22 protein-coding genes, 2 tRNA genes and 1 pseudogene are annotated in these 25,765 nt (G+C 45.5%); 5 read left to right on the top strand and 20 right to left on the bottom strand.

Annotated elements, in window-relative coordinates; genetic code table 11:
* Window positions 1-6: 6 nt before the first annotated feature.
* The 3 genes from NC996_RS08910 to NC996_RS08900 form a co-directional block, all read right to left on the bottom strand.
* A complete protein-coding gene (locus NC996_RS08910) occupies window positions 7-270 on the bottom strand; it encodes a hypothetical protein (RefSeq protein ID WP_190688062.1) in 264 nt (87 codons plus the stop codon).
* A gap of 84 nt (window positions 271-354) precedes the next feature.
* A complete protein-coding gene (locus tag NC996_RS08905) occupies window positions 355-1,179 on the bottom strand; it encodes a TlyA family RNA methyltransferase (RefSeq protein ID WP_190688059.1) in 825 nt (274 codons plus the stop codon).
* Window positions 1,180-1,420: 241 nt separating this feature from the next.
* On the bottom strand, window positions 1,421-2,218 hold the full coding sequence (locus tag NC996_RS08900) for a vWA domain-containing protein (RefSeq protein ID WP_190688056.1): 798 nt from the start codon (window positions 2,216-2,218) through the stop codon (window positions 1,421-1,423).
* Window positions 2,219-2,349: 131 nt separating this feature from the next.
* On the opposite strand from NC996_RS08900, the gene tnpA reads away from it, so the two are divergent.
* Complete coding sequence (gene tnpA, locus NC996_RS08895) at window positions 2,350-2,763, top strand: IS200/IS605 family transposase (RefSeq protein ID WP_190688052.1); 414 nt, start codon at window positions 2,350-2,352, stop codon at window positions 2,761-2,763.
* A 369-nt stretch (window positions 2,764-3,132) separates the two neighbouring features.
* Here tnpA and NC996_RS08890 read toward each other — a convergent pair whose 3' ends face one another.
* From NC996_RS08890 to NC996_RS08815, 16 genes and pseudogenes are all read right to left on the bottom strand, one after another.
* Window positions 3,133-3,435, bottom strand: a complete 303-nt coding sequence (locus NC996_RS08890) for a hypothetical protein (RefSeq protein ID WP_190688049.1) — start codon at window positions 3,433-3,435, stop codon at window positions 3,133-3,135.
* Window positions 3,436-3,698: 263 nt separating this feature from the next.
* On the bottom strand, window positions 3,699-4,361 hold the full coding sequence (locus tag NC996_RS08885; RefSeq protein ID WP_190688046.1) for a translation elongation factor Ts: 663 nt from the start codon (window positions 4,359-4,361) through the stop codon (window positions 3,699-3,701).
* A gap of 149 nt (window positions 4,362-4,510) precedes the next feature.
* Window positions 4,511-5,944, bottom strand: coding sequence for a hypothetical protein (locus NC996_RS08880; RefSeq protein ID WP_190688043.1), 1,434 nt, complete (start codon window positions 5,942-5,944; stop codon window positions 4,511-4,513).
* A gap of 179 nt (window positions 5,945-6,123) precedes the next feature.
* A complete protein-coding gene (locus NC996_RS08875) occupies window positions 6,124-6,549 on the bottom strand; it encodes a hypothetical protein (RefSeq protein WP_190688040.1) in 426 nt (141 codons plus the stop codon).
* A gap of 17 nt (window positions 6,550-6,566) precedes the next feature.
* Window positions 6,567-6,950, bottom strand: a complete 384-nt coding sequence (gene rplL / locus NC996_RS08870; protein WP_190688039.1) for a 50S ribosomal protein L7/L12 — start codon at window positions 6,948-6,950, stop codon at window positions 6,567-6,569.
* Between the two features lie 66 nt (window positions 6,951-7,016).
* Window positions 7,017-7,091, bottom strand: a tRNA-Leu gene (locus NC996_RS08865).
* Between the two features lie 31 nt (window positions 7,092-7,122).
* On the bottom strand, window positions 7,123-7,857 hold the full coding sequence (locus tag NC996_RS08860) for a hypothetical protein (RefSeq protein WP_190412538.1): 735 nt from the start codon (window positions 7,855-7,857) through the stop codon (window positions 7,123-7,125).
* A 179-nt stretch (window positions 7,858-8,036) separates the two neighbouring features.
* A tRNA-Met gene (locus NC996_RS08855) sits at window positions 8,037-8,103 on the bottom strand.
* Between the two features lie 1,003 nt (window positions 8,104-9,106).
* The gene (locus tag NC996_RS08850; RefSeq protein ID WP_190428392.1) at window positions 9,107-9,307 is read right to left on the bottom strand and encodes a hypothetical protein; all 201 of its coding nucleotides are present in this window, start codon (window positions 9,305-9,307) and stop codon (window positions 9,107-9,109) included.
* 135 nt (window positions 9,308-9,442) lie between these two features.
* Window positions 9,443-10,402: a GNAT family N-acetyltransferase gene (locus NC996_RS08845; protein WP_190688036.1), complete on the bottom strand. Its 960-nt coding sequence runs from the start codon at window positions 10,400-10,402 to the stop codon at window positions 9,443-9,445.
* 161 nt (window positions 10,403-10,563) lie between these two features.
* A complete protein-coding gene (locus NC996_RS08840) occupies window positions 10,564-11,070 on the bottom strand; it encodes a GNAT family N-acetyltransferase (protein WP_190688033.1) in 507 nt (168 codons plus the stop codon).
* A 2-nt stretch (window positions 11,071-11,072) separates the two neighbouring features.
* Window positions 11,073-11,558, bottom strand: a complete 486-nt coding sequence (locus NC996_RS08835) for a cupin domain-containing protein (RefSeq protein ID WP_190688030.1) — start codon at window positions 11,556-11,558, stop codon at window positions 11,073-11,075.
* Window positions 11,559-11,675: 117 nt separating this feature from the next.
* A pseudogene (locus NC996_RS08830) lies at window positions 11,676-12,208 on the bottom strand (GrpB family protein).
* 251 nt (window positions 12,209-12,459) lie between these two features.
* On the bottom strand, window positions 12,460-17,043 hold the full coding sequence (locus tag NC996_RS08825) for a CHAT domain-containing protein (RefSeq protein WP_190688028.1): 4,584 nt from the start codon (window positions 17,041-17,043) through the stop codon (window positions 12,460-12,462).
* A 9-nt stretch (window positions 17,044-17,052) separates the two neighbouring features.
* The gene (locus tag NC996_RS08820; protein ID WP_190688025.1) at window positions 17,053-18,000 is read right to left on the bottom strand and encodes a DUF1822 family protein; all 948 of its coding nucleotides are present in this window, start codon (window positions 17,998-18,000) and stop codon (window positions 17,053-17,055) included.
* Complete coding sequence (locus tag NC996_RS08815) at window positions 17,997-18,767, bottom strand: hypothetical protein (RefSeq protein WP_190412545.1); 771 nt, start codon at window positions 18,765-18,767, stop codon at window positions 17,997-17,999. Before NC996_RS08815 ends, NC996_RS08820 begins: the two co-directional genes overlap by 4 nt.
* Before the next feature lie 177 nt (window positions 18,768-18,944).
* On the opposite strand from NC996_RS08815, the gene NC996_RS08810 reads away from it, so the two are divergent.
* The 4 genes from NC996_RS08810 (at window position 18,945) to NC996_RS08795 (ending at window position 24,400) form a co-directional block, all read left to right on the top strand.
* A complete protein-coding gene (locus tag NC996_RS08810; RefSeq protein WP_190437145.1) occupies window positions 18,945-19,625 on the top strand; it encodes an actin-binding WH2 domain-containing protein in 681 nt (226 codons plus the stop codon).
* Between the two features lie 50 nt (window positions 19,626-19,675).
* Complete coding sequence (locus tag NC996_RS08805) at window positions 19,676-20,350, top strand: hypothetical protein (RefSeq protein WP_190688022.1); 675 nt, start codon at window positions 19,676-19,678, stop codon at window positions 20,348-20,350.
* A 209-nt stretch (window positions 20,351-20,559) separates the two neighbouring features.
* On the top strand, window positions 20,560-23,358 hold the full coding sequence (locus NC996_RS08800) for a TIGR02921 family PEP-CTERM protein (protein ID WP_190688019.1): 2,799 nt from the start codon (window positions 20,560-20,562) through the stop codon (window positions 23,356-23,358).
* A 178-nt stretch (window positions 23,359-23,536) separates the two neighbouring features.
* A complete protein-coding gene (locus NC996_RS08795) occupies window positions 23,537-24,400 on the top strand; it encodes an alpha/beta hydrolase (RefSeq protein WP_190688017.1) in 864 nt (287 codons plus the stop codon).
* A gap of 267 nt (window positions 24,401-24,667) precedes the next feature.
* Here the strand turns inward: NC996_RS08795 and NC996_RS08790 are convergent, their stop codons facing one another.
* The gene (locus NC996_RS08790; RefSeq protein ID WP_190688014.1) at window positions 24,668-25,582 is read right to left on the bottom strand and encodes a branched-chain amino acid transaminase; all 915 of its coding nucleotides are present in this window, start codon (window positions 25,580-25,582) and stop codon (window positions 24,668-24,670) included.
* Window positions 25,583-25,765: the final 183 nt, after the last annotated feature.

Below are 25,765 nucleotides of genomic sequence, written 5' to 3'. Positions count from 1 at the left end.
TTCAGATCAAGATTGTACTTGGGAAGAATCAGCAGCACGATCGGCAGCGCCTAATTCTGATTCTGCACGGCTTCGCATAGACTCTTGTAAGTGTTCGTCGTGGTGACGGTGCTGCGACATCAATTCCCGTGCCTGTTCTTGGGTATGGGCGTCAGCAGGGTGGGTTTGATGTACCTCAGCCTCTGCACGGCTTCGCATAGACTCGTGTAAGTGTTCGTCGTGGTGACGGTGCTGTGCCATCAATTCCCGTGCTTGGTCTTGGGTACTCATGCTTTGACCCTCTACTTTTAAGGCTTGCTTCTGTCTCAATTTGACCTGAATAGAGCTAAACGGTATCAAAACTGACAGAAAAATTTACGATTTAAGATTATCCCGAAAGTGAGATGCAGCGGCTTCGGTAATCTGTTTAATGGCTTGCAAACTTGGCGCTGGTGTGGCGCTATCCATATCCAACCACAACAGATACTCGATATTACCAGCAGGCCCGGTCACTGGCGACCAACTTAAGCCACGATATTGCCATCCCAACGGTTGCGCGGCTTGTAACACTTGGAAAATAGCATCTGCCTGATCGTCAGGATCTCGTACCACACCTTTTTTACCAACACGCGATCGCCCGACTTCAAACTGCGGCTTTACTAGCAACACCGCTTCTCTGGGAGGCTGTGTTAATTTCCACAAAGCATCAAGAATTTTAGTTAGGGAAATAAACGAAACATCTACAACTGTTAAATCTGCTGGCTGTTCATCACCGTACAATTCCTCTGGTGTGAGATAGCGCAGATTCGTCCGTTCTTTCAACACTACCCGCGTATCATTGCGTAATTTCCAGTCAGCTTGTCCATAACCGACATCAACGCCATAAACTTTTTTTGCCCCAGCTTGCAGCAAACAATCGGTGAATCCGCCAGTAGAAATGCCGCCATCTAAGCAAATTCGATCTTGTACGGAAATGCCAAATTCTTCAAGTGCTTTGGAGAGTTTTTCACCGCCTCTAGAAACAAAACGCGATCGCTCTTTAATTTTAATTTGCGCCTCGGTTTCTACCTCAGTTCCCGGCTTATCAATGACTTGCTGATTGACCATTACTTCCCCAGCCCGAATTAGCCGTTGTGCTAACTGCCGGGAGGTGCATAAATCAAGTTCTACTAATAAGGTGTCAAGTCGTTGTTTCGCCATTAATTATATATATTAGGGATTGCTTGCGTGCAAGTTAATAGAGCAAAGCGATCGCAATCGAAAAGGAACTCCGCTGGTTAGTTATTACACACTATTTAAAGGATAGCTACTTAATCGCTTACCTCCCAGGTTCTTCGCCCCTTCCTCCCACGTTCGCTGCTTCGATCGAGTCGAAGCCACGGATACTTATCCTCTCGTAAACAGTATGTATGCTCTAAAAGTTAGGGCACGCAAGCATTACCTAGACAATTAATGCATCTAAAAAACCACGCTTTCCAAGTCGTGCGATCGCAGATGCAACTTGCAGTCTTGGACAAGCGAGAGTTTCAGCAGTAGCGCTGACATCTAGAGAACCAAGACGCTGTACCGTATCTAATACTTTACCGTCAAATTCCAAGTTACGGAATTCGCTAGTTAGCATAGCTACCATCTGACTGATCACATCTTTAGCATCGCGGACAGAGGCACATTGTCCACTCGTGCCAGTTGCGATCGCGGTAAACGACTGCAACGTAGCGCGATCGCTTCCCATGCACAGCGCATGAACCGTTACCCGCTGATTTTCCGCCGCCGCCGTTACCGACTGCACCGTTAAACCATTAGGATATCGCGCCGGATCGGTATGCGTGAAGCCCTCAGCGTCACGATCTGCGTGGAAACCGTGTGGCGGTGCATCACCCACCAACAGAATAAAGCGACAACTGTTGCGTCTCCACTTCATCTGGTTAGCCGCATCCTGAACACCATCATAAACAGCTTCCGGATGATCTCCACCCCCATTCGCTTCTAGTTGGTTGATGTTCTTCTGCATCTCCTGCAACTTTGCAGTCAGCGGATAGATACGAGTTACAAAAGTCGTGTCTTGTGGAGGGTGATCGCGGTATTCTACTAAACCGACTTGCAAATCGATATCACTGTCAGCTGACAACAGACGAATTGTATCCAACAATTGCTGTTTTGCTTCTTGGATGAAACCACCCATACTGCCAGTTGTATCAATTACAAAGCACAAGTCAACATGATTGAGAGCTTTTGTCATAATTAGTCTTACCTTTCTTAATTGAAGAATATCTGGCGAATGGAATTCGCGGCTAGACAAACGAAGTCCGCCTGCGCGGACTAAATGCGATAATCGTGGTTGAAAAATTTGCATATTTAGGTTGAGAAGAGATGAGGTCGAATTTCACGCAGTTGTATCTCCATTGTGTTTGGGCAACGTGGGATAGATTGCCTCTTATTACACCTGATATTCAGAAGGTAATTTATGCAGCCATAATTAGGCAGTGCGAACAACTCGGATGCACAGCGATCGCTGTTGGCGGTATTGAAGATCATGTCCATCTTTTAACTGGTTTTCCCTCTACTCTGGCTGTATCTGATTTAGTTAAACAAGTTAAAGGTAGTTCTTCTCATCTAATTACTCACGAAATTAAACCTAGTGAATTCTTTAAATGGCAAGGCAGCTACGGGGCTTTTACTGTGAGCCATGATGCTATCGATAAAGTGGCTGATTACATCCGAAACCAGGCGATTCACCACCGACAGAAATCAACTATTTCTACTTGGGAATTGACTCCTAAATAATTAATTTTGGTCTGGGCGGTTGAAACCGCGGTTGATTGGGCAGTTGAAACTAAACCTGCCTCCGCGGGTTTCAATTTTCCGATAGTCCGCGCCGGCGGACTTGGTTTGTGTAGCCGCGAATTCTATTCGCCAAGGCTAGTTGAGTGGGCGGGTTTTAATATCTCAATTTTCCGATAATTGAGTGGGCGGTTGAAACCGCAGCTACACAGACTAAACCCGCCTTCGCGGGTTTCAATATCTCAATTTTCCGATAGTCTGCGCCGGCGGACTTGGTTTGTGTAGCCGCGAATTCTATTTGCCAAGGCTGGGTGGTTGAAACCACAGCTACACAGAATTAACCGCGAATTCTATTCACTAAGGTTGGCAGACTCAAAAATAATCAATATACCCATGCGTTTGAGTTTCCCAGTTGTCTTTCAGTGCTTTATAAATCTGGTTAACCCAATCTTCGTCTTTTGCAGCCTCTAAGCCAACATAACCTGTTCCCGCTGAAAGAGTTTCAAATCTAAATAGTAGTCTTTCTATCTCTTTATTTCCTGTAATATAGGATAAATACGCAATCCCGTCTTTTGTTACTCTAATTTGTGAATGCCGAGATTGATGCCCTGATTTAATTAATAATCGAACGCTTTCAATATTAAAATCTTTTGAATCATTCAAGTTTATTTCCATAATATGAAACCCAATTTATGAACATTGCATTCTAATTATATTCTGATTCGGCAAGCAAGAAAAAAACTACGAATAGCAGACTGTCTTACGCTGGCTTATCTTACGAAAATTCCCCATCAAATTTATAAGCAAATAGAGTGGGCGGTTGAAACCGCAGCTACACAGGCTAAACCCGCCTTCGCGGGTTTCAATATTCTCAATTTTCCGATAGTCCGCGCAGGCGGACTTTGTTTGTGTAGCCGCGAATTCTATTCGCCAAGCCTTTATTCCCTGCCGCCCATTTGTGCAGCGACTTCTTCGGCAAAGTTGCTTTCAGGCTTTTCAATGCCTTCACTTAACTCAAAGCGGACAAAACGACGCACTTGGATATTTTCACGCAGTTGAGCTACGCTTTGCTTCACCAGTTCTTCCACCACGATACTTTGGTCGCGAATGTAAGGCTGATCCATCAAAGACATTTCTTTCAGGCGTTTTCCAATTCGTCCTTGAAGAATTTTTTCTTTGATGTTTGCTGGTTTGCGAGCCAAGTCATCGCGTCCCCTTTCGATTTCTGTTTCTTTCGCAACAATTTCAGCCGGAATGTCTGCTACCTTTACATACTCCACATTCGGACAAGCGGCAATTTGCATGGCGATGTTCCGCACCAGGGTTTGAAATACTTCACTGCGACTTACGAAATCAGTTTCGCAGTTTACTTCTACTAGCACGCCAACTTTACCGCCAGTATGAATGTAGCTGTCAATAATTCCTTCTGCGGAAATACGATGGCTTCCGCCGCATGTTCTACTCATACTTTTTTGGCGCAACCATGCGATCGCTTTGGTCATATCACCATTGGTTTCATCCAGCGCCTTCTTACAATTCATCATGCCTGCACCTGTTTGTACGCGCAGTTCTTTGACGGTTTTTGCAGTTATTTCCACCATGTTAGATTCCTCGTTGACTAATAATTTTGTTGACCTCTCTCCAACCCCTCTCCTCGCAGGAGAGGGGCTTTTTTCTTCCCCTTTCTTACAAAAGGAGGGGGTTAGGGGTTAGGCTTTCTATGCTTCGATTGAGCCACAAGTGAGCCTATCTAGTTATCAACTCGCACTGGTAACGGTGTCTCTAGAATTTCCATCAACAATTCAAGTCGAGATGGACGAGACAATAATGGCACCAAGTTTGGCAGTGAGTAGTAATCACCTGCGAAGGTGAATGTCTCCAGCGATACTTGAGACTGTTGCAACTGCTTCTCTAAGTGGTTGCTATAGTTACCGACTTTGACAATAATTACATTCGGCACTACCTTCAATTCTTCGCAGTATCGGGGATAAACTGTGTTGAAGTAAGGAGCGTTGTTTTCGCCTTCATCGGTAACGATGATGATTTGTTCTGCCGACTGTTTGTTTTGCCGCATCTTTTCCAGTGATGCACCAATGCTAGTGCAACCATCCGGAAACAATTTCTGGAAAGCTTTCTCCCAATCTGACAGCGCTTTACCTTGTGCTTTTACTTCAACAGCTTTGGTGTCGAAGGCATAAACAAATAAGTTACCTTCGCTGATGCCAGAAATCAAAGCTGCAATTTGCTTTCCGACTTCCAGCGCTTCAGTCATGCTGCTGCTTTTGTCTACAAACAAGGCAGTAGACTTGGTAATCTTACCCCGCTTTTTCACCTGTTCGTTGACAACTTGCTCTAGCTGCGCCACAGTTGCATCATCGACATTGGCAACACCCGCCGCTTTCATCGCCTTGAATGCAGAGACGCGATCGCTTGTTGCAGCTTCTGTCAGTTTTGCATCAATCAACACCTTCACCTCAGCGTTTTCCATCGCACCTCGCGCTTGGAGTGACTTGAGGTTGTTAATTACCTCCTGCGGTGACATGGCGTTAACTAGCGCCATCAGCACTTCTGGCGTCACTTCCTTCACCGCACCAATAGCGACAGTGTAGGGAATTTTGTGTTCTGCAATCAGTTGTGCTTGTGCTTGTGGTGTCTCTGCTTTTGCAAGCTGCTTGAGTGCAAACGCAAGACTATCTTCAGGCGGTGCATCTTTGAATAGTACGGCGTTAGCGCGATCGCTTGGCTTAATGTGCAAACTTGCATACAGATGCTTCATCGCCTTGCGTCCCCGCACCGCAGCGCGATCGAAAAATGCAGCATTCTTTTCCCGTTCCTGCAAATATCGCCGTACCGCAGTCCGCGCCGAACGCGGTAACTTTTGCTGATGCTGCTTCATAAAGTCTACAATTCGCGCCACCTGGTAAGGCGGAAACTCTTGTAACATCATGAAACCCGCACCCCGATGTTCGTTCAAGCTGCTAGTCAGCAAATTACCAACAAAAACTTCCTTGTGGTCGCGGACATCCCCGTGACGCTGATACCATACAGCCAGGTGTCCGTAAAAGATGGGGTCAAGTTCGACCATCATCTTATGCACTTCTGCTACCTTACCGAGTTCCCGGTGTGGCGTAGTCAGCAGACTATTGAGAATTTCTAAACGCAAGTCGAGTTCTAGCGTATTCATTGCAACTACCTCCATTGCATCTTGAAGTGTTGAGGAGGCAGATGTCGCACGCAAGTAATTTGGTGCCGCGCAAGTCGAGAAAGCTGTTTTTTTACCTTAAAAGGGTATGTAAGCTTTTTCTGTTGGGGCGCGGCGACAACTGCCATTATAATTTGCCAAGCAAGAGACTGTCATCCCTGCTAATCTAAAGGTTTCAAATCCGGTTCAAGCCAAGTTATTCGAGCTTGCCAAGACATTAAGCGATCGCGGTTGTAGTATGTCAGAGGAAGATTTTTATCTGCGTAACTATCGATAAGTTCGTTGGCAAGATATACGATAGAGCGAGTTCGATCTGCAACCGATAGATAGTGACTAACAATCCGAATCCAAAACAGTGTCATCGTTTCGTGATAGCCACTGTTTTTAGTAGTTTTAATCCCATTAGTCAAGTTGTAACGCTGGATGCGATCGCGTATGCAATTCGTCGCTTCTGCCTTCGAGTAACGAGTGAGATACCATAGTGCAACTGTTAAATGTGCGCGATGATTCCACTCGTCTCGTGGCAAGGTGCAATTCTCGAATGCCGCAATTAGACTTTCTATCTCACTGAGTGACTGATATTTCACAACTGCGAGAGTGCAAACTACTTGAGAGAAACTTTAGCGCCTGCTGCTTCTAGCTGTTGCTTGATTTCTTCTGCGTCGGAGAGTGCGATCGCTTCTTTCACCACTTTCGGCGCTGACTCAACAAAATCTTTTGCTGACTTCAGATCCAAATTAGTCAAAGTCCGTACAACTTTGAGGATTGCAATCTTCTTATCAGCAGGAACTTCCTCCAGAACTACATCAAACTCAGTTTGTACAGAAAGCTCTTCACCTTTTTCCTCGATTATTTCAATAATACTTGTCCGCTGGCGAGGCGAAGCATCAACTCGAAAAGTATCTTCAACTTGCTTAACTAATTCTGCCGCTTCGGTTAGTGTTAAAGATTTTAATTGCTCTAAAATCTCAATTGTTTTTACAGACATCTTTATACTCCTCCTCATAATAAAAAATGAAATATTATCATTCCACGCAAGTCGAGAAAGCTGTTGTTTCATACGCAGGGGTTGAACCTGCATAATCTTGAGCTTAAATCAAGCGCCTGTACCAATTCGGCTAGTATGTAAGCTTTTTCTATCAGGGCGCGGAATGAGAAGTTTAACTATTTGCAAGCTGCTGCATAATGAACTTTATTTCCTTCTTGTTACACTGACGTTTATCGACAGCGTAACTTTTTCTGTAGATTCTTCTACCTTGCTTCTCCCGTACACTCCAACCGTCAGCAATTTCTTTTAAGACAATATCTGTTACTGGCTTTGCTGGTGGTGTATTTTGAAGCTTTATTGCATACCACAAATTGTTAATTTTATGATATTCTAGGCAGTCATTAACAACTACTAGATTGTCTGGCTTTTCGGGAGGTTTATTGGGTGCTTTCTTAGCTAGGCAGAGAACTTTAGTATCGGGATGTATATAAAGTTGCTCTCTCCAATAATTCAGCGGGTTTCTGGGTAAATACTTGCACGATTTAGTAGAATAAGGAACTCCATCAATTAGTTCAACATCCTTTTCCACAAAACCCCATACATGGGAGAGAATATGTTGTCCTGATAACGTTCTCGTTTCAAGCTGCTGGCATAATTCGCTGTAAACATTATCCCAAGATTCGCCCACTTTAGAACGCAACCAGCGACGTAATGGACCTAGATGGTCTGAAAAGTACTTTGTGCGTTTTCTTGTCTTGATTAAATAAGGACTCAGTAACCCATCTTTACTTGCCTCATTAGTAATCTTTTGCAGAGCTTTTTTATAGCCTTTAAGCTTTTTTACACTTATCCTCATGCCTCCACGAGGACGTTCAATGACAATTTCTCCCAAACGGTGTTCGCTCATTACTTAGTATCGTCCCTAAATATCTATTAATTTTGATGAATTGCCATTCAGTTATGGCTAGGTTTGTTGTAATTAGGGAAGAACTGCATAACATTGGAAAACCCTCCAGTAAATATCAAAAATAACGATAAATTTATTCGTATTTAGATTGCTCCGCGCAAGTCGAAAAAGCTGTTTGAATATACACGGGAATTGAACCCGTCACGGCTTGATTATGAGTCAAGTGCTCTAACCAACTGAGCTAGTATGTAAGCTTTATCTATTAGGGCGCGAAGCGATTATTGCAGTCTCGAAAGTATTGGGTGTTCCGCGCAAGTTAAAAAAGCTATTCACTGGAGAGTTACCGTTACTCTACACTGCCAAATAATGGCAGCGGTAGGAATTGAACCTACATCTCCCGCTTATCAGGCGGATGTGTGTATGCTTTTCAGGTTAGGGCGCGGAACACAAAATTTAAAGCTGAGTATCCATAAAATGCACTATTTAGTTTGCAATCTGTTTTGGAAAAAATTGTCACTTCGTACAAGTTAAGAAAGCTATAGTTAACGGGAGTTTAACCCGACCTATCGATTAATAGTCGATTGCTCTATCACAGAGCTAGTATGTAAGCTTTTTAAGTTTGGGTACGAAGTGGAAGCTTTATTTTTTATTTCCAGTTGGGATAAAGAGTACTAGCTACGCGCAAGTTTAAAAAGCTTTTTTGACACCTCTCCATGCAGCGGAGAGGGTAGGAATCGAACCTACAATTCGGTTTCCCGAACGTTACCAGTTTGTATGCTTCTTACATCGGGGCGCGTGCCATTGTTTTCAGATTAAATCAACAAGAAAATTGATTTTTATCCCGCGCAAGTCAGCAAAGCTGTTATCACTTGGCGCTCTATCCGTTGAGCTACGACTGCATTAAGAAGCAGTCGGTGGGAGTCGAACCCACTACCTCCCCGACCGAAGCGGGAATGTGTGTAAGCTTCACAAATTAGGGCGCGGGAAAAAGCTTTGAAGGTGACCCCGTGCAAGTTGAAAAAGCTTTATTACAATTTACGACCGTTCTTACTAAGCAATGCTTAGCAGTGGACGCGCAAACCGTATCTGACGAGAGATTTAGAATGCTTCGCTAGTTCGGTCGCCCGAACTTCACTACCTTAGGATCGTTATCAATAGTGTGTATGCTTTTTCTGTCGGGGCGCGGGGCTTGAATAATTTTGAATTTTAGGTGTTGAATTTAATTTTATAATTCTACATTCAAAATTATTTAGCCGTAAACTGCTTCTGGACGTACAATTAAATCCCCACTGGGACGGCGATCGACAACGTAGGATTGGAAGCGATCGCTTCTAACATCAAAATGCTGTGCAAGGCGTTCCTTAACGGATTTGTCGTTCATGCCATCCGTTACACCTAGTTGCTTTTCTTCAATGTCGTAAGAACGACCTTCAAAACGAATGTGAACCATTTTGAACACCTCCTTAAAGTTGGAAGCAAGATGATGTGTGAACTTGTGGTTCTCTTGCTTCACTAAATTTATACTACATAAATACTACAAAACTTGTCAAGAGTTCGGCAGCAAGATTTTTTAGCAAGAGTCCAACTACACATCCTTGACGTAGAAAATGCGGGTGTGAAGTGTGGCATACCCAACAGATTCGTAGAGTCGCAGCGCACCTGAAGGATTTTGAGCATCGACGCCAAGCTTGGCTGTCTCTACGCCAGCAGCCTTCAAACGATGCATCCCGCTTAGTAACATAGCTCGTCCCAGCCCAATCTTACGGAAGCCGCGCCGCGTTCCTAGTACAGCAATCCAGCCTTCCTTGCGATCGCTGCGTGCATTTTCCTCTGTATAGATCCTGCTGTGGCAAAAAGCAGCAAAAGTCCCATCAGGAGCGATCGCAATCAAGTTTAATTCCGGCTTGTAATCCCGGTCGCTTAGATAATACTTAAGCATCTCCACAGTTAAAGGGTGATGATTCCAATGGTCGATAAACGATTGGTTAAACATCTCCACCCACGCTTCTGCGTCTTGTTCAACTTCTACTTGGCGAATGGTGAAACCTGCTGGAAACTGCGGTTGTGGTATTGGTTCATCCAGCGATCGCCTCATGGTGAAAAAGTACCGATCGGCAGTGAAACCGCAACTTTCTAAGAAAGCAATGCGTTCGGCTTGGTCTTCGCGAGCGCCAGAGCGCAGCTTAACACTCATGCAGCGTTCTTTGCTAACTTCGCGCATCCGTTCCTCACCCCAGGCGACGATCTGTTTTTCCAGATAACCGCCTCGATCGCTTGGGTGGACGTGGAAACCAATGTAGCCTTCGATGATTTCGCCATCAGGGGGAATCCACATTCGTCCGAAGCCAATCAGCTTACCGTCAGAGTTTTCCCAGAGGCAAAGATCGCGTGCTTTGTCTAATGAAGGTGCTTTAAATTCCTGTCGCAGTTCAGAGACAGATATGCCTTCGTCAAGTTTATCGACCGCTTCGCAGGAATTGATCAGGTGAGCGATCGCTTCTAAATCCGCTTCCCCTGCATAAGGACGCATTGTTAAAGTAATCATAAAATTAGCTGAGATGCCTACGTTGCCGTAATTCCGGAAATTTAAGTTGCGCTTCACTACAGGCATACTACAAAAACTTGCGGAAAGAACACCTCACCCGATTGGGTGACAAGCAGACATTGCAGATCGTAGTTTGCGATCGCGATGAATTTCTGCACTGCTTAAAGCGATCGTAATTTTTCAAAGTAAAGAAGAGGATGCTCGTTGACGACTTCCCGTCCCGTTTGCCTCATCCCTAGCTTCTCAAGCACCCGCACAGACGCAATGTTTGGTTCGTCCACATCCGCCCTCACCTTGGGAAGGGAAAGCGTGTCCAGAGCATAACCCAATACAGCGCTAGCTGCTTCTGTTGCGTAACCATATCCCCAGCGATCGGGATGAACTCCGTAGATTAAACTGGGAGTCCCTTCCTCTGAAGGCAAGAAGCCAGCAAAGCCAACAAGATATTCAAGGTCGCGCATAAAGATTAGCCAGAGTCCGTACCCATGCTGTTCAAAGTTCGCGATGCTGTCCTCAACGAAAGATTCTGCCTCGTCAGACGAGATTACCCGGTTGTCGAATAAGAAAGACCGGACGCGATCGCTCGTCCAAAGCGTGTGAATGAGTTGAATATCCTCGATCTGGCAGGGTCGAAGCTGTAATCTACTTGTTTCGAGTACGCAACTCATCGTTATTCGGTGTCTAATGATCCAAACGGTTTAGCATCTTCTAAGTCAAAGATTTCAATAGCATCTTCACGGCGAAACATGCGTTTTCCAAGATGCGGAAAATCGGCAATTTCTATATCGATGTTTTCTCCTCCCATTAGGTAAACTAAGTCTTCATCGCCTGCATTCCTCAGATGATGAGCGACTGAAGGAGTTGGGAATGCCATGAAGTCTCCTGCACTAACCTCAAATTCTTCCCCGTCAATTTCCGCAATTCCGCAGCCCGATAGAATGTAAATCCATTCTTCCTCGCGGTAGTGGGAATGATAGACAAAGGATTCCTTTCCGGGAGGGACTTTTGCAAAGTTGACTCCGGTGCGCTTTAGTCCGAGCAAACGCCCCATTTGTGTCCCTGAAATTTCGGATTTCGGATTCCAGGGGTGTGAGAATGTTTGCATATTGTCTTCTATTTGTTGACGCCGCAAAATCAAAGATTTCTTCTCTGTCATGTTCGTAACTCTCTGATGGTTTACTGGATACCTAACAGCTAAATTCAGCGATCGCAATATGGGATTTCATAGAGGTTTCTCCTCGCGAACAAAATATAAGCCTGGATAGGGACACTGTTACTCATTTACTGAAGACACACGCCACCCTGCTGCTTTTCGGTCAATGGTTTTGATAAAGTCGTCTTTCCCCTCCATATATCCCTCTATATCATCGGGATACATCTCGGCTAATTTCCGCTTAAGGTTACTGTATTGCTGTGCATCGTCAGGATGAGCAATCATGTAATCTCGAAATGCTAAGTGACGCTTTACCTGTGCTGAACCAATCTCGAATGTGTGAATGTGATGTGTTCTGATACCTGCTTGGCTATTCTTAAGGAAGAATCGCCGACCGGGAATTCCATATTCACCCATCACTTCATAACCCAGTGACTCCATTGCTGCACTCTGCTCATCTACACGAGAAATATCTTTCACTTCAACCAACAGATCAATAATGGGCTTTGCGTAAATATTAGGAATTGCCGTGCTACCAATATGATGTATTGCAACCATATTTTCACCCATTGCATCGGCAACTTGCTGCGACTCAGCCTGAACGCATCTCGCCACTGTAGATTGTGTGGAACTACTTCAACTTTGAACGGCATGACTGGCACCTGTAGTAATGCAAGATTCTGGGAATGAGGAGCAATTCTTGGCTATAGTCGTAGATTCTCCAATTGCGAAATTCTTGATTAGTAGATAAGTGCTGTCTGAGGTCATTAATCTTGTGTCAGTTTGAGAGGGTCTGGCATTTCGGTGTATTCAGTTGGGGAACCGCTAGTTTTAAGCCAGAGGAATTTGGAAGCAACAAAGAGGCAGATATCGCGATCGCAATTAACCTGGATTTTGTGCAACTTTACTGGCAAATCGACAGGCTTTGTGTTTGCAGATAGTCCCGCATCCAGGCACAGTTTAGAACCAGTAGGGCATCCAGATCCAAATTCCATAAAATAATTGTGCGATCGCTACTAGCTGAAGCGATTGTTTGACCATCTGGGCTAAAACTTATCCCCAAAACGCTATCAGTATGCCCACGTAAGGTTTTGAGCAATTTCCCACTCAGGCTCCAGAGTTTCACCGTTCCGTCAGAACTGGCAGAAGCTAGAGTTTGACCATTCGGGCTGAAGCTGATGCTATTGACTCGATTGGTATGCCCAGTTAAGGTTTTGAGCAACTGACCGTTGCTCCAAAGTTTTACGATTCCATCAGCACTGGCAGAAGCTAAGGTACTACCATTGGGACTGAAGCTGACATCTAAGATACCAGCACTATGTCCCGGTAGAGTGCTGAGCAAACTTCCGTTATGCCAAAGCTTCACCGTTTCGTCAGCACTCACAGAAGCTAAAGTCTGTCCATCCGGGCTGAAACTCACGCTTGTTACCGATTCCTGATGTCCGATTAAGGTATCCAGCAGAGTTCCATCCCGATTCCAGAGTTTCACAGTTCTGTCAGCACTCGCTGAGGCTAAAGTCTGACCATCTGGACTGAAACGAACACTCAAGACACTAGCAGTATGTCCCTGGAAGGTCTTCAGAAGCGTGCCGTCTTTGTGCCACAATTTTATCGTTTTGTCAGCACTCGCTGAAGCAAACGTCTGTCCATCTGGGCTAAAACTGATGCTGGAAATCTCCCCATTGTGTCCTTTGAGAGTTTTTAGCAGCTTCCCGTCTTGATGCCAAAGCTTCACTGTTTTGTCGGCGCTGGCAGAAACCAAAGTCTGACCATCTGGGCTAAAACTTACACCCCGCACCTCAGAATCATGCTTCTGCAAAGTGGGAAGTTTCTCAGCGTTAGGGTGCCAAAGTTTAACTGTAGTATCGGCGCTGGCAGAAGCCAAACTCTGACCATCGGGGCTGAAACTCACACTGTAAATCGAAGCGCTGTGTCCTTTGAGAGTAGAAACAAGCGTGCCATCCAGACGCCAAAGTTGCACCGTTTTGTCCGCACCGGCAGAAGCCAAAGTTTGACCGTCTGGGCTAAAATTAACCGCCCAAACGAGATCCTTGTGTTCGGTGAAAGTTCTGTAGGGACGAGTTTCAAAACCTCCCAGACTCCGATTCTGACGCCAGAGTTTCACTGTAGTATCTGCACTAGCAGAAGCCAAAGTCTGACCGTCGGGGCTGAAACTGACGCTATTGACTGAAGCGGTGTGCCCTTTTAAAATCCCTAGCAATTTACCATTGCGGTGCCACAGTCTAATTGTTTTGTCGGTGCTAGCTGTCGCTAAGGTTTGGCTATCTGGGCTGAAGTGAATACTTGTTACCCAAGAGCGATGACCCTTTAAGGTGACAATTAGGCTGCCGTTCCGCCGCCAAAGTTTCACCGTTTTATCCGCACTGGCAGAGGCGAGAAACTGACCATCTGGGCTAAAAGCAACGCTATTGACTTTGCCAGCGTGCCCTTTGAGAGTAGTTATGAGTGTACCGTCCCGGTGCCAGAGTTTCACCGTTTTGTCATAACTTGCAGAAGCCACCATTTGGCTGTCTGGACTGAAGCTGACGCTTTTTACCTTGTCTCGATGTCCTTCCAGCGTCGTCAACAGCCTGCCATCCCGTTGCCAAAGTTTAACTGTACCGTCATCACTGGCAGACGCGATGGTTTGACCATCCGGGCTAAAACTGAGGCTAATGACCGTTCTTTGATGTCCCTCCAGACGGTTATACTCTCTGACGCCATAGACTGCTTGCTGTAGAACCGTTACCACTCGAATGCGGGTATCGGGTTTGGCTTCGATAGATTGTTGTAGCTGTCTACCTGCCTTTAAACTTTCCAGCAATGCTTCTAGTTCTTTATTTGAGGCTAGGAGTTCATCTGAGGAGGCACTTAAAGCATTGAGTTGGGCATCGATTTCACCCGTTTCGGCTCGCTGCCATTGCTTTGTGGCAATTCCCACTAGCAATCCTAGTCCTATCAAACCGCTCGTGAGTCCCAGGATAACTTGTCTTCGTTGGCGATCGCGTACTCTCTGCTCTCGTGCTTGCAGAGCCAAACTTGCCTGTATAAAAGTTTGCTCCGTTGAACTCAGATCCGCTGAACGTTCGGCGTACCAATGTTGAGCTTCTAATAACGGCGCACCTCGCCACAGTACCCCCTCATCTTGCTGGCTATCCCATTGTCGCAAAGCTATCCGCAATCGCTCCTGCCAAGTCCGGAAGCTGCGGTTATCTTCTAGCCACTGGCGCAAGCGTTGCCACTCTCGAATTAGTGCTTCATGGACGATTTCGACGGTTTCAACCCTGGTTGCCTCATCTTGTGTGCTAACAACCAAACGTGCATCTGCTAGGCGCGTAACTAAGTTCCAATTGTCTTGTCCTACGTCGGTGCGGGTGGCGATGCGACGAGTATCGGCGGTGCCTTCACCGGGATGCACTAATTGGAGAAAGATACGCTTTGCCTGTTGCTGTTCTTCCGGTTTGAGTGCTGCATACACCTGTTCGGCATAACTGGCGAGTGCTTGTTCGACACCGCCAATGGCATCATAGGCAGCATGAGTGAGGATACCATTGCGTTGTTGTTCCCACAGCAAGGTTAGGGCAAACTCCAGCAAGGGCAGTTGACCGGGTTCGCAACTAACGGCATCTAAAATGCGCGATCGCAATCCTTCCTCGATCTGTACACCTAAATTTTGGGCTGGTTTTGCGATCGCTGCTTGCAGTTCTAAGCGGCTCATTTGCCCTAAAAATTCTGGAGGGAAGCGCTGCAATGCAGAGGCAAAGGGATGGTAAGAAAGGGCGTATTCGCAGAAATCCGCTCGTAAAGTGAGAATTAGGGTAAAACTGGGTATCTGGTTGACAGCAGTTAACAATTCATCTTGAAAGCGTTGACGGATTTCAGCTTCCTGACAAAGCGCGTACAATTCCTCAAACTGATCGGCAAATAAAAGCAGATGGTCAGTTGTGGGAGTTTTATCTAGAATTCGCTCTAACACAGCGATTAATGGCAAGTCACCCTGCTGAATTGCTGTTGCTAGTTTGTTGATTTCAACCAAACGATCTGTTTCACGCAACTGCGGTTCTAATAGGGGAATTAGCTGTTCTGCCAGTTTTAAAAAAGGACGATTCCCCGGACGAAAGCTAACAATTAGCCAGTTTTCTATCTGACGCAGACGTGGAATTAAGCCTGCAAATACTGCGGAAGATTTGCCGCTACCGGAAGGACCAATCGCAGCGACGAGTGGCTGATTATATACCGCTTTCAACAGTTTCTCAGTGAAAGCTTCTCTACCGAAGAAAAACGGTGCATCGGCTTCTTGAAATGCAGACAAACCCCGATAGGGACAGGGAACTTGCCCAGTTTGTACGGGCACAACACTGCCGTGCTCGTACCCGTCAAGAGACCCTTTTCCTCTATCATGTAATCCTTGCCAAATGATGGGCACCGCCGTGGGATTTTGGCATATTACTGGCAACCAACTGGCGCAGGGACATCGATCCTCTAAAGCTTGCAGATGTTCTCGCGCTTCTCGCACAGATGTATAAAAAGACTCGCCCCTAGAAAAAGCAGTGAGAAAAGACTTGAGAAATTCCTGAGCAACCAAGTCAGGGACTGGTTCCCGCATAACAACGATTTGGGGAATATGGAGGCTTTCAAGGGAACGTGCTAAGCCTAGTCCATCGCAGGAATTGAAAACTGCCAGTTGTAAGCCGCGTTCTATTGCTCTTCTCAGAGCATAGGTTAACTCGGTGATGGATAAGCGATCGCTACCATTAATTTCAATCTCGCCCGTTTCGCCACAAGCAAGGCTAGAACTATGTCCAGCAAAAAATAAAATATCCCACCCATCTGAGTCCCAAAGTTGTTGATATAACTGGCGGCGTTGCGGTTCGACTAAAAAGACAATTTCTGCATCACAAAGAAAACTTGAAAGCAACTGTCGGTCTGCTTCAATATCAATACCGTTACCGTTGCCCAAAATCGCTAAAATTCTAGGCTTTTCCCGAAATTGCCCTAAATTTTCCACCCGTTCGTAAGCTGTTGCCCCCAGCGCTACTTCTGCCTTGGGGTAACGCTCAAAAAAATCCCATAAATGCCAGGGGAGTCGTCGCAGTTGGTTGTCTTCTATTTGCAGAATCAACCGCACTGTATCGGTTGGTAATAATTTTTCGAGTAATTTTTCTCGAATCGGGCGAAAAGACTCAGCTTTGAGCCAGATTGTCAAACTATCTGCTAAGGTCTGAGCAGACTCGCGGCAAGCGTCAAGTAAATCTTTTGGAGAACCCTGAGTAATTTGTCCCCCTCTTTCTTCCAAGCGAAACAGGAACGACAAACTGCGATAGAGAGACTGCCAGTGTTCGTATTGTTCCAGGAACTGAGTTGCTGGGGGCAATTTACCTTTGGCACGGGTGGTAACAGCATGGTTGCCTTCTCCCCGAATTTCCAGCGTTGCTATTGCTCCCTGATGCAAGTCACCATCGATATCCAAGATGACTAACTTTTCCATTGCTGCCTGCTAGATGACAAAGGCTTCTGTGATGCTAATATCTCCTAACGCTACTTTGATACTAAATTGTTCCCCCACTTGTCCGCTGAACTCATATTGCATAAAGGTATCAGTCCTGCTAGCAATAATTTCTCGGAACACTTCCCCAGATTCTGTAAGTACCATCAATTTCAGTTGAGGTGGCAGCGCCATTTGTGGATTGACAGAACGAAGTTGCAGATGAATGCCCAACCTTTCCTGGTTTTCTGGCTGGATGGTGACAATTAAAACAACTGTTTTTGTTTGTAACTCAATTTGCTTTGCCCGTCTTACAGTCGATCTGCGTAATGCTAAAAGGGGCGTTTGTGGCGTCAAGACTTGCTCAACTGTCTGCCAACCAGACTCGAAGAGATTTTGTAACCAGTTGTTTAGCTGCGATCGCGTCTTGTCGGGTGCATCTGACAGCGCCGATTCGAGTTGATCTAGATACTCCATCAGTGCATCCAAAGATTGCAAGTCAGCCAGTTGCAGTTCCTCTGGCGGATCGATAGTAGCAACAGCGGGAGCAAATCCAATCAGCTGTGCTTCCTGCAAGTAGACTGGTTCTGTGGGAGTAGAACGCGATCCAAACTGAACTGCCACATAGCCAACTCGATCTTGCATCACTTCTGGCGGTAGCATAACAGATGTCTCCCCAGGCAGGACGGGACGGCACTCTAATCTACCTAAGTTAGGCAACACCAGATCCGCCACATCAAACATGGCTCGCATACCAGGATGCCAGCTGTCGCTTGAGGTGAGATCCGGCTCGTATCTCAGCCATTTTAGATAGCGGTGAACCGCCCACACAGCCAGGGTATTGAGATATACCCGTACCCCTTTTTCAGGAGTCGCTTGCTCTTGTGCAAATTGTCGCGCCAGCTGATGGGCGGTGTCGCTGAGGGGAACGTTAAGAGAAACAGGTGCGGTGCTATTCATAAGTCTTCTTCTACATTTGGTTGATAGCCCAAACTTCTAGCGATCGCTTGGAGAAGCGGGACTCCCTTGTTTTTCCAATGCCAGTTCAGGGTGTTGTAATTAATGTTGAGATCCCGTGCTACAAGAGCGAGTTTGTCGGGTGGATACTTTAAGAGCAAGCGCTGGCTGAGGATTTGGCAGTTACACTCTGGATAAGCTTGGGGATGGCAACGCCGAAGTTTGCCTTCCGGATCTCGGTCAATATATTGCTTTAGCTGAACCCCAATTCTTTGATTTTTCCGCTGTTCCTGTTCTCGCCGGGTTTGTGCTTCTATTTCTAAAAGCGTACAGGGAACTGAAGCCGCCAAGCGATCGCCAAAAGTTTCGCTCCCCTCATCCCCCAAGGGCACATCAAGCGAGAGGGGTGGTTTCCTCAGTTGTTCTTGAAATTCCGCTTGAGGATTCTTGGGATTTTTGGCGCGAGTCTGCTGGGAGGAATGCAAGTCGCGCACTTCATATTTCAGGCGTAATTTCAGGTTAATCCAAGCCACCAAACTCTTCTCTAAAGAAGGCTGTCTGGGTTCAAATTCGTGTATTTCATCAGCCAATTTCAGCAATGTATCATCCAAAGCTTCCAAGTAATCCGGGTGAGCGGATCTCGCCAATCCTGGCAATTGCTGAATTTCTATCAACAGCTGATTCATCGCTTTTCGCCAGCTAAGGCTCCCAGATGGATGCTGACGGACTGCTTCAATTAGTTTGCCTAGCCGCTCATCCCGTTCGTTCATAGCAGGGAATTAAGTAAGATTCTCTCCTCTTGCTGTCGGGTCAGCCTATCCAAACCATCTTCGCTCTTCACGGTTTTTGTAAAGTTTTGTAACAAATTTTGGGTATATCCCCACAACTTTGAGGCAGGTGCCTGAGAGATCCGTAGAGCGATACCTGAATTGATAGGAGAAGATGTCATGAATCACTTCGCAATCCTAATGTACTTTTTGCGCGATCGCCAGGAATTTCTGGAAGAGATTAGTAAAGGGATAAGAATTGAAACCAAAATTGTTTCCTTGTTAATTAGTAGTTCAGTCTTTTTTGCACTTTATGGAGCAATCATCGGCTCGTTTAGTGGCGGATTGCAAATGGTTGCTTCAGCCATTAAGCTACCAGCCTTATATTTAATCACTCTAGCTGTTTGTTTACCTAATTTATATTTCTTTGATGTAATTTCAGGCTCTAGGCGCAGCTTTGGACAATACCTGGTTTTACTATTAGCTTCAATGTCAATCATTGGGGTAATGCTTTTCAGTTTTGCACCAATCACCCTGTTTTTTCGTCTTTCCATTAACGATTATCAATTTTTTAAACTCTTGAATGTACTGGTCTTTACCATTACAGGTTTGATTGGGATTAATGTTTTTTATCGAAGCCTGATATATATCAACGAGAAAGATTCTGACAAGCCAAGTAACCGCACGGCGATGATTCGAGGCTGGTTAGTGTTATATGGCTTTGTCGGAAGCCAACTAGGATGGACGCTCAGACCCTTTTTTGGCAATCCTGGTAGCCCCTTCGAGCTATTTCGCCCTCTAGAAAGTAACTTTTACTTTCATCTTTTGAAAATAGTTTCTGACGCACTAGGTCTTCGTTAAGCACGTAACAGGAACCAACTGATATGCAAGCTGACTTAGAAAATTTACAGATGACAAAAGAAGATCTGGAGACTTTGGTTGATTTAGATCCTAGCACTGCTCTAGCCATTGATGCTTATAGAGGGTTTATCCTCAAAAATCCCAAGCAGATGCTATCAGTTCTCCTGACGGAACTATTTATACTCATGCTGGTCTTAATTTTTGTTATGCCAGTAAGTCTAATTTTACTTCGCAACGCTGGAAGTTTACCGGGAAATACAGATGGTGTTACCAGATTATTAATCATCATTTCTAGTATTTCTCTGTTGGGTGTCTTGATTTGGAATGCTTATTTTTGGCAACAAGTTAAACAAGTCAAATCTTTATCGAGGTTACTAGATAAAGTCGATAAGTACAATCGCGTAATTCAAGCGATCGCTCTCATCGATGAACTAGAATCAGCAAGTCGTTCACCCTCTCGCTGTAATAACCTCAGCACTAGAAAAGAAGTCATCCAAGCTTTGAGCATTACTAAAGAAACCTTGAGCAGCGCTTTACAAGCGGAAATGCTCATGAGGAAACATCGTCAATTTCTGAGCAATCATTATGAATTATTTGCAAACCTTGAAGAAAATCTCACTTCCTTGCTGTCCTTTAGCCTGAGCGATCGCGTAGATGAATATAGTTGTTTACTCAATGAATCTTTGCAAATTGGGATTAGCGTACATAAGGAATTGAAGAATTAACGAACCACATTAGCAAAGCATGGGCGTTAGCGCTTTAGGGCGCTAAAAAAATAAAACGAAGAGAGGTTTACGAAATATTCAGAATCGCTGTTGAAGAAATCAGGGCTAATGAGAATTTAATTTCGGGTTGATTGACAACCAAAATTATCAATGGTTTATTCAATCGTTTTCTAAATAATCGAAAATTTGTTTCTAGGTATACATGCATTATGAAGAATCTGCTTCATGCCACATATCACGGCATATTTTGGTTCTGTAATATTACATTTTTGGTGGTTGTCTGCGCTGGGTATTGGCCTGCTTATACAAGTGAAATCGTTAAGGCTGCGTCGAATAGTCCGATCGAAAGAGAATTTTTCATCACCCTTGCAGTTTTGATTGTGATATCGATTATCTGTACGGTGCTGGGACTGCGGCGTTTCCGTAAGCAACCTTTACAGCTGATGCGTTTGTTTTATGGCGTGGAAGCACCCCTGTTTCTCCTGTGCCTACTATTGTTTTTCCTCAGACAGGGACTCCGCCTCCGGCTTGCGGAACTCACCCCCGCTAGCGCTTTGATTTTGGGCACAGTGGGCGTTTGTATGGTTGCTTTTTACCTCGAAGTGCTATACGGCTATGCAGAACGTCATCGAGCGATCGCATGGTTGCAAATGATGGCTCACAGTCTGATGCCGGGGGTTGGTGTGTACCTAGGGTTGCTGCTGCTATTTTATGCCGCACCCGCAGCCGCCTTTCTCGTGTACAACTTCTTCCAATTTCAGTGGATAAGGGACTTTGGGTATATATGGGCTTCCGGAAACTGGTGGATGCCCGTCTCTTTTATGCTCTTTTGCGTAAGCGTTATCCTATCCCTGTTCATGCCTTGGATATTGGCAAGCTACTACATTCAATCTGGGCAGCGAATCTTACGTGCTTTTGCGGCTCAGCATGGGCGAAACCGCACTGTTATTGGTTCGGGGACGGTGGTGACTGCTTGGATGATTCTGTGCCTCTCATTCAATGCCCAGCCTCAGATTCAGGCATTTAAACTGTTAGAGAACCCAGCACCATTAGACAGCGAAAAGGCAGCACTTGTAGCCAAGTCCGACTTGATTCGGGATGGACTCCTGAACGCTTACTTTTCTTCTTATCGGTATCTTGGCACTTCAGAAGAAAACAATCATATCCGCGTTATGTATGAGAGCGTTTTTGGCTTACCAGAGCTGCTTTCCCAGTTCTTCCAAGACAGCTACAATCACTTGATGTCGCCGTTCTTATACAACGGTTCCCTAAGAGATATGGAAAAAGCTGGAAAGCTGTACGCCCAGTTTTTTGACAAGCCAATTCAAAAAGCAGAACGACAAGCAATTCAACACGCTTTGCAATCTAGTGGAAATTTGGACGATGCAAAGGCAGGGTTGCTGAATATTAACCAGGAAAAGGTGTGGTTGCGATCGCAAAAAGTCACCGTTAAACCACAGGGCGATTGGGCAGATGTGGAACTCTACGAAGTATATGCCAACAAAACCACTGATGTTGAGGAAATTTTCTATTCCTTTTCTTTGCCAGAAAGCGCTGCAATTACAGGAGTTTGGCTGGGCGACAGCGAGAACTTAGCCAAGCGCTTCCCCTTTAAGGTTTCGCCACGCGGTGCCGCTCAGAAAGTTTATACTTCACAGGTAAGGCGCTGGCGTCCCGTCGATCCAGCTTTACTTGAGCAAGTTGGGCCACTTCAATATCGCTTGCGAGCCTTTCCCATTCCTCCCCGTTTATCACCGCAGGAACAAGCGGAGTCAGAAGATCGACCAACCGAAATGCATCTGTGGCTGACTTATAAAGTCATGCGACAACAGAAGGGGTGGGCGTTACCTCAGCTAGGCGAGAAGCGTAACATTTTTTGGAATCAGGACACCCAGCGTATCCGCAATGGAGAAGTTTTAGCACGGGTTGGTGATGAATGGTTGGAACCTTTTTTACCAGCAACTGGGCAATATCAGCCAAGTCTGCATCAGGTTAACTTGCCAGATGGCTACCAAATCTTAGCCAAGCCGTTAGCTGCAAAAAATTACTTGATGCCCCAAGGGAAGCGGTTTGCAGTCATTGTCGATGCTTCCCGGAGTATGGCAGTACACACCAAAGAACTGACGGAAACATTGAGCTGGTTGGAACAACACGGCTTTGCTGACAACATCTTCGCGAATAATGATGCTGATTTGTACATCAGTGCGTCCCCTGGTGCAAAACCGCAGCGCATCGATGATATCAGTCGCTTCAATGCCAGGAAGATGACATTCTACGGCAGCATACAACCCAAGGAAATGCTGCGGCAGTTTACGCAACTGCGAGGGAATACGTCTTACGACGGCATCTTATTGGTGACGGATGAAAGCGGTTACGAGTTATCAGACAATCGTAAAGATGTGCCAGTAATGCCTGCACCGTTGTGGATGGTGCATCTAGGATCGCTGCCACCTGCTTACGACGATGCAACTCTTAAAGCCATTCAAGACAGTGGTGGCGGTGTGTGTACTAAAATTTCCGAAGTTTTGCAGCGACAGGCAACGAAGGCAGCGTTAGGGTCATCTGTCGTCAGCGTAGTGGATGGCTATGCTTGGGTTCTGGAAAAAGCCCCGGAGAACAGTCAGAGTGCTGATACAACTCAAAAGCCCGACAGTAAAGGTTTTGAAGCTCTGGCGGCGCGGCAAATGGTTTTGGGGCTGAGCAAACAGATAAAGGGAAAGCAGATTGCTCAACTGGATGCCATTCATGCGATCGCTAAAACTTACAAAATTGTCACGCCTTACTCGTCCATGATTGTACTGGTCAATGACGAGCAACGACAGGCTCTTAAAATTGCGGAAGCTCAGAAAGACCGTTTTAACCGTTCGGTTGAAGATGGAAAAGAGCAGCTGAGGCAACAGAACAATCGTTTTAACGCTAGTGTACCCGAACCGTCTGCGATTATCGGGTTGGTAGCGATCGCCTTGTTCCTGATTCGCACTCGTCAACGCAGCGTCAAACTACAATAGATGCACGTTTCGACTGCGAGAAACAGAAGGCTCAAAGGCTCACTACTATAGCCATTCAAGGGTTGGGTGCGATACATCAGTAAGGGCTTTTTGAATGCCATGCTTCTACAATGACATTCAAAAAGCCGCTACTGAACGTTAGAACCGCAATCTATTCCACCCAACCGAGAAACGCTCTATGCTCTATCGTAATTTCTCAACGCAAGCCGAGCTGGATGCTGAATATAACGTAGAAAAGTCGGTGCCAGACTTCATGGTGTACGCAGATTTCTACGTGAAAACAAGCGCTAGCGTGCGCTCTGCGTTGTCCTGCAAACTCCAGGTTCCTTTTGGCCCCACTCTAGCCGAACATCTGGATATCTTTCCAGCAGCTCAACCGGATGCCCCCATCTTGGTGTTTATTCACGGTGGCTACTGGCGACTGCTCAGCAGCCAGGATTTTAGTTTAGTCGCCAAAGCACCTGTGGAAGCGGGAGTTACAGTAGTTGTCACCAACTATGCTTTGTGTCCTGCCGTAACAATGGATGAAATCGTGCGCCAGAGTCGAGCAGCGGTTGCCTGGATTTATCAAAATGCTTCTAGTTTTGGAGGCGATCGCGATCAAATTTATGTCTCCGGTCACTCGGCTGGCGGTCAATTAACAGCAATGCTGATGGCAACTGACTGGGAAGGAACCTACGGTTTACCCGCCGATATCATTAAAGGAGGCTGCGCGATTAGTGGTTTATTTGACCTGATGCCCTTTCCCTACACCTGGCTGCAACCCGCTTTACAATTAACTTGGGGAGAAGTTCTCCGCAACAGCCCCATCCTGCATATTCCCGACAAAGCCGGATCGCTGATTGTCACTTACGGCGGGGATGAATCCCAAGAATTTCAACGCCAGTCCGATGAGTTTCTAGCAGCCTGGAAAGCGAAAGGTTTAAAAGGGGAATATCTACCCCAACCTGGTAAAAACCACTTTACTGCCATTGATGGTTTTCTGGATGTCAATAGCGACCTGTGTACTGCTATCCTGCGACAGATTGGCGTAAAGGCGTAGCGCTAATTTAGGGTTGGGTTATGAGCCGATCTCCTCTGCAAACAAAAATGCCCTCTCTGGTGAGAGGGCAGCATTGCTTTTATGGATTGAGGAGTTTCATCGATACAAATAAAAGCGTAAGCCGTGGATGTGACGCGGGAGTGGCAATCAGATATCAATGTTGCGATCGCCTTCGAGTCTTGCCGAGGTTTCTGTTCTTTTATCCTGCGAAGGGAGTTTAGTTTGTAGAGATGCGATCGCCTTTGTCTCTCCGTCTGACGGATTTTCTTATTCAAGCGCGATCGCGTCTACCCAATCTTGATAATCGGGATCTCGATTTTCCGTAATCGCGATGAGTTTTTCTCGCAGTTTTGTAGTAATCGGTTTGCTCTCTGGTAATTGATAATTTTCAATTTTTTTGACTGGCGCAACCTTGGCAGCAGTCCCACTCAGAAAAACTTCGTCAGCGATAAAAAGCTCTGATTTATCAACGGGTCTTTCTATCGTTTTAATTCCTAGATTTCTGGCAATTGTTAGGATGCTATCTCTGGTAATTCCTTCTAAAATATCCTGTTCAAATCCAGGGGTAATCAGTTGCCCATTTCTCACTAAAAATATATTCATCCCAGAGGCTTCGCAAATTTTTCCCTGCGAATTCATCATAATTGCCTCATCAAAGCCTGACTCTACCGCCTCAGTTTTCGCTAAGGCAGAAGTAATATATGCGGCGCTGATTTTACCTCTCAGAGGCAAGCTGCGATCTTCTTGTCGATACCAGGAACTAATTCGACAGCTGACTCCTTCCGGAGATAAATAATCTGCTAGTTCAATTCCATAAACTAAAAAATCTTTCTCAACATTATGAAGCCTAGGAGCAATTCCTAACCCCGAAGTATATACGAGAGGGCGGATATAAAAAGACTTATTTGGTTGATTTTTTTTTATAAAATCAACGATAGTTTCTCGAATTTTAGAGGCTGGTATATCGTAGTGTAAATACTTAGCACTATCACTTAACCTTTGGCAATGACGGTCTAATCTAAATAGTAAAATTTGCTTATCATTTTGAGGATCGGGAATCCCTCTTAATCCCCCAATTGCGCCAGTTCCATAGTGCAAAGCTTGGGTAGCAATAGAAACTTTGGCTTCGTTAAAAGGGACAAATTTATTCTGAAAGTAAGCAATGGGTAAAAAATTATTCATAAGCTTAAAGAAGTTTTTCCAGATGTTTTTCGATTTGCCGATTGCGATTCTACACATTCGGCTTCCTGAACTTTCTTTCAAAATTCAAAAGGAATGTGTGTTCCGACTAAATTAGGAAATTCAAGAACGTTAGTGACTATTACTATATAATGATGTCTTGATTTCGAGCTAGTACAGATTTCG

The sequence above is a fragment of the Trichocoleus sp. ST-U2 genome, from assembly GCF_039961875.1.
Lineage (GTDB): Bacteria > Cyanobacteriota > Cyanobacteriia > Cyanobacteriales > FACHB-T130 > FACHB-T130.
The sequence above is the reverse complement of the archived record's forward strand: the minus strand, read 5'-3'. Positions and strand labels throughout refer to the sequence as shown.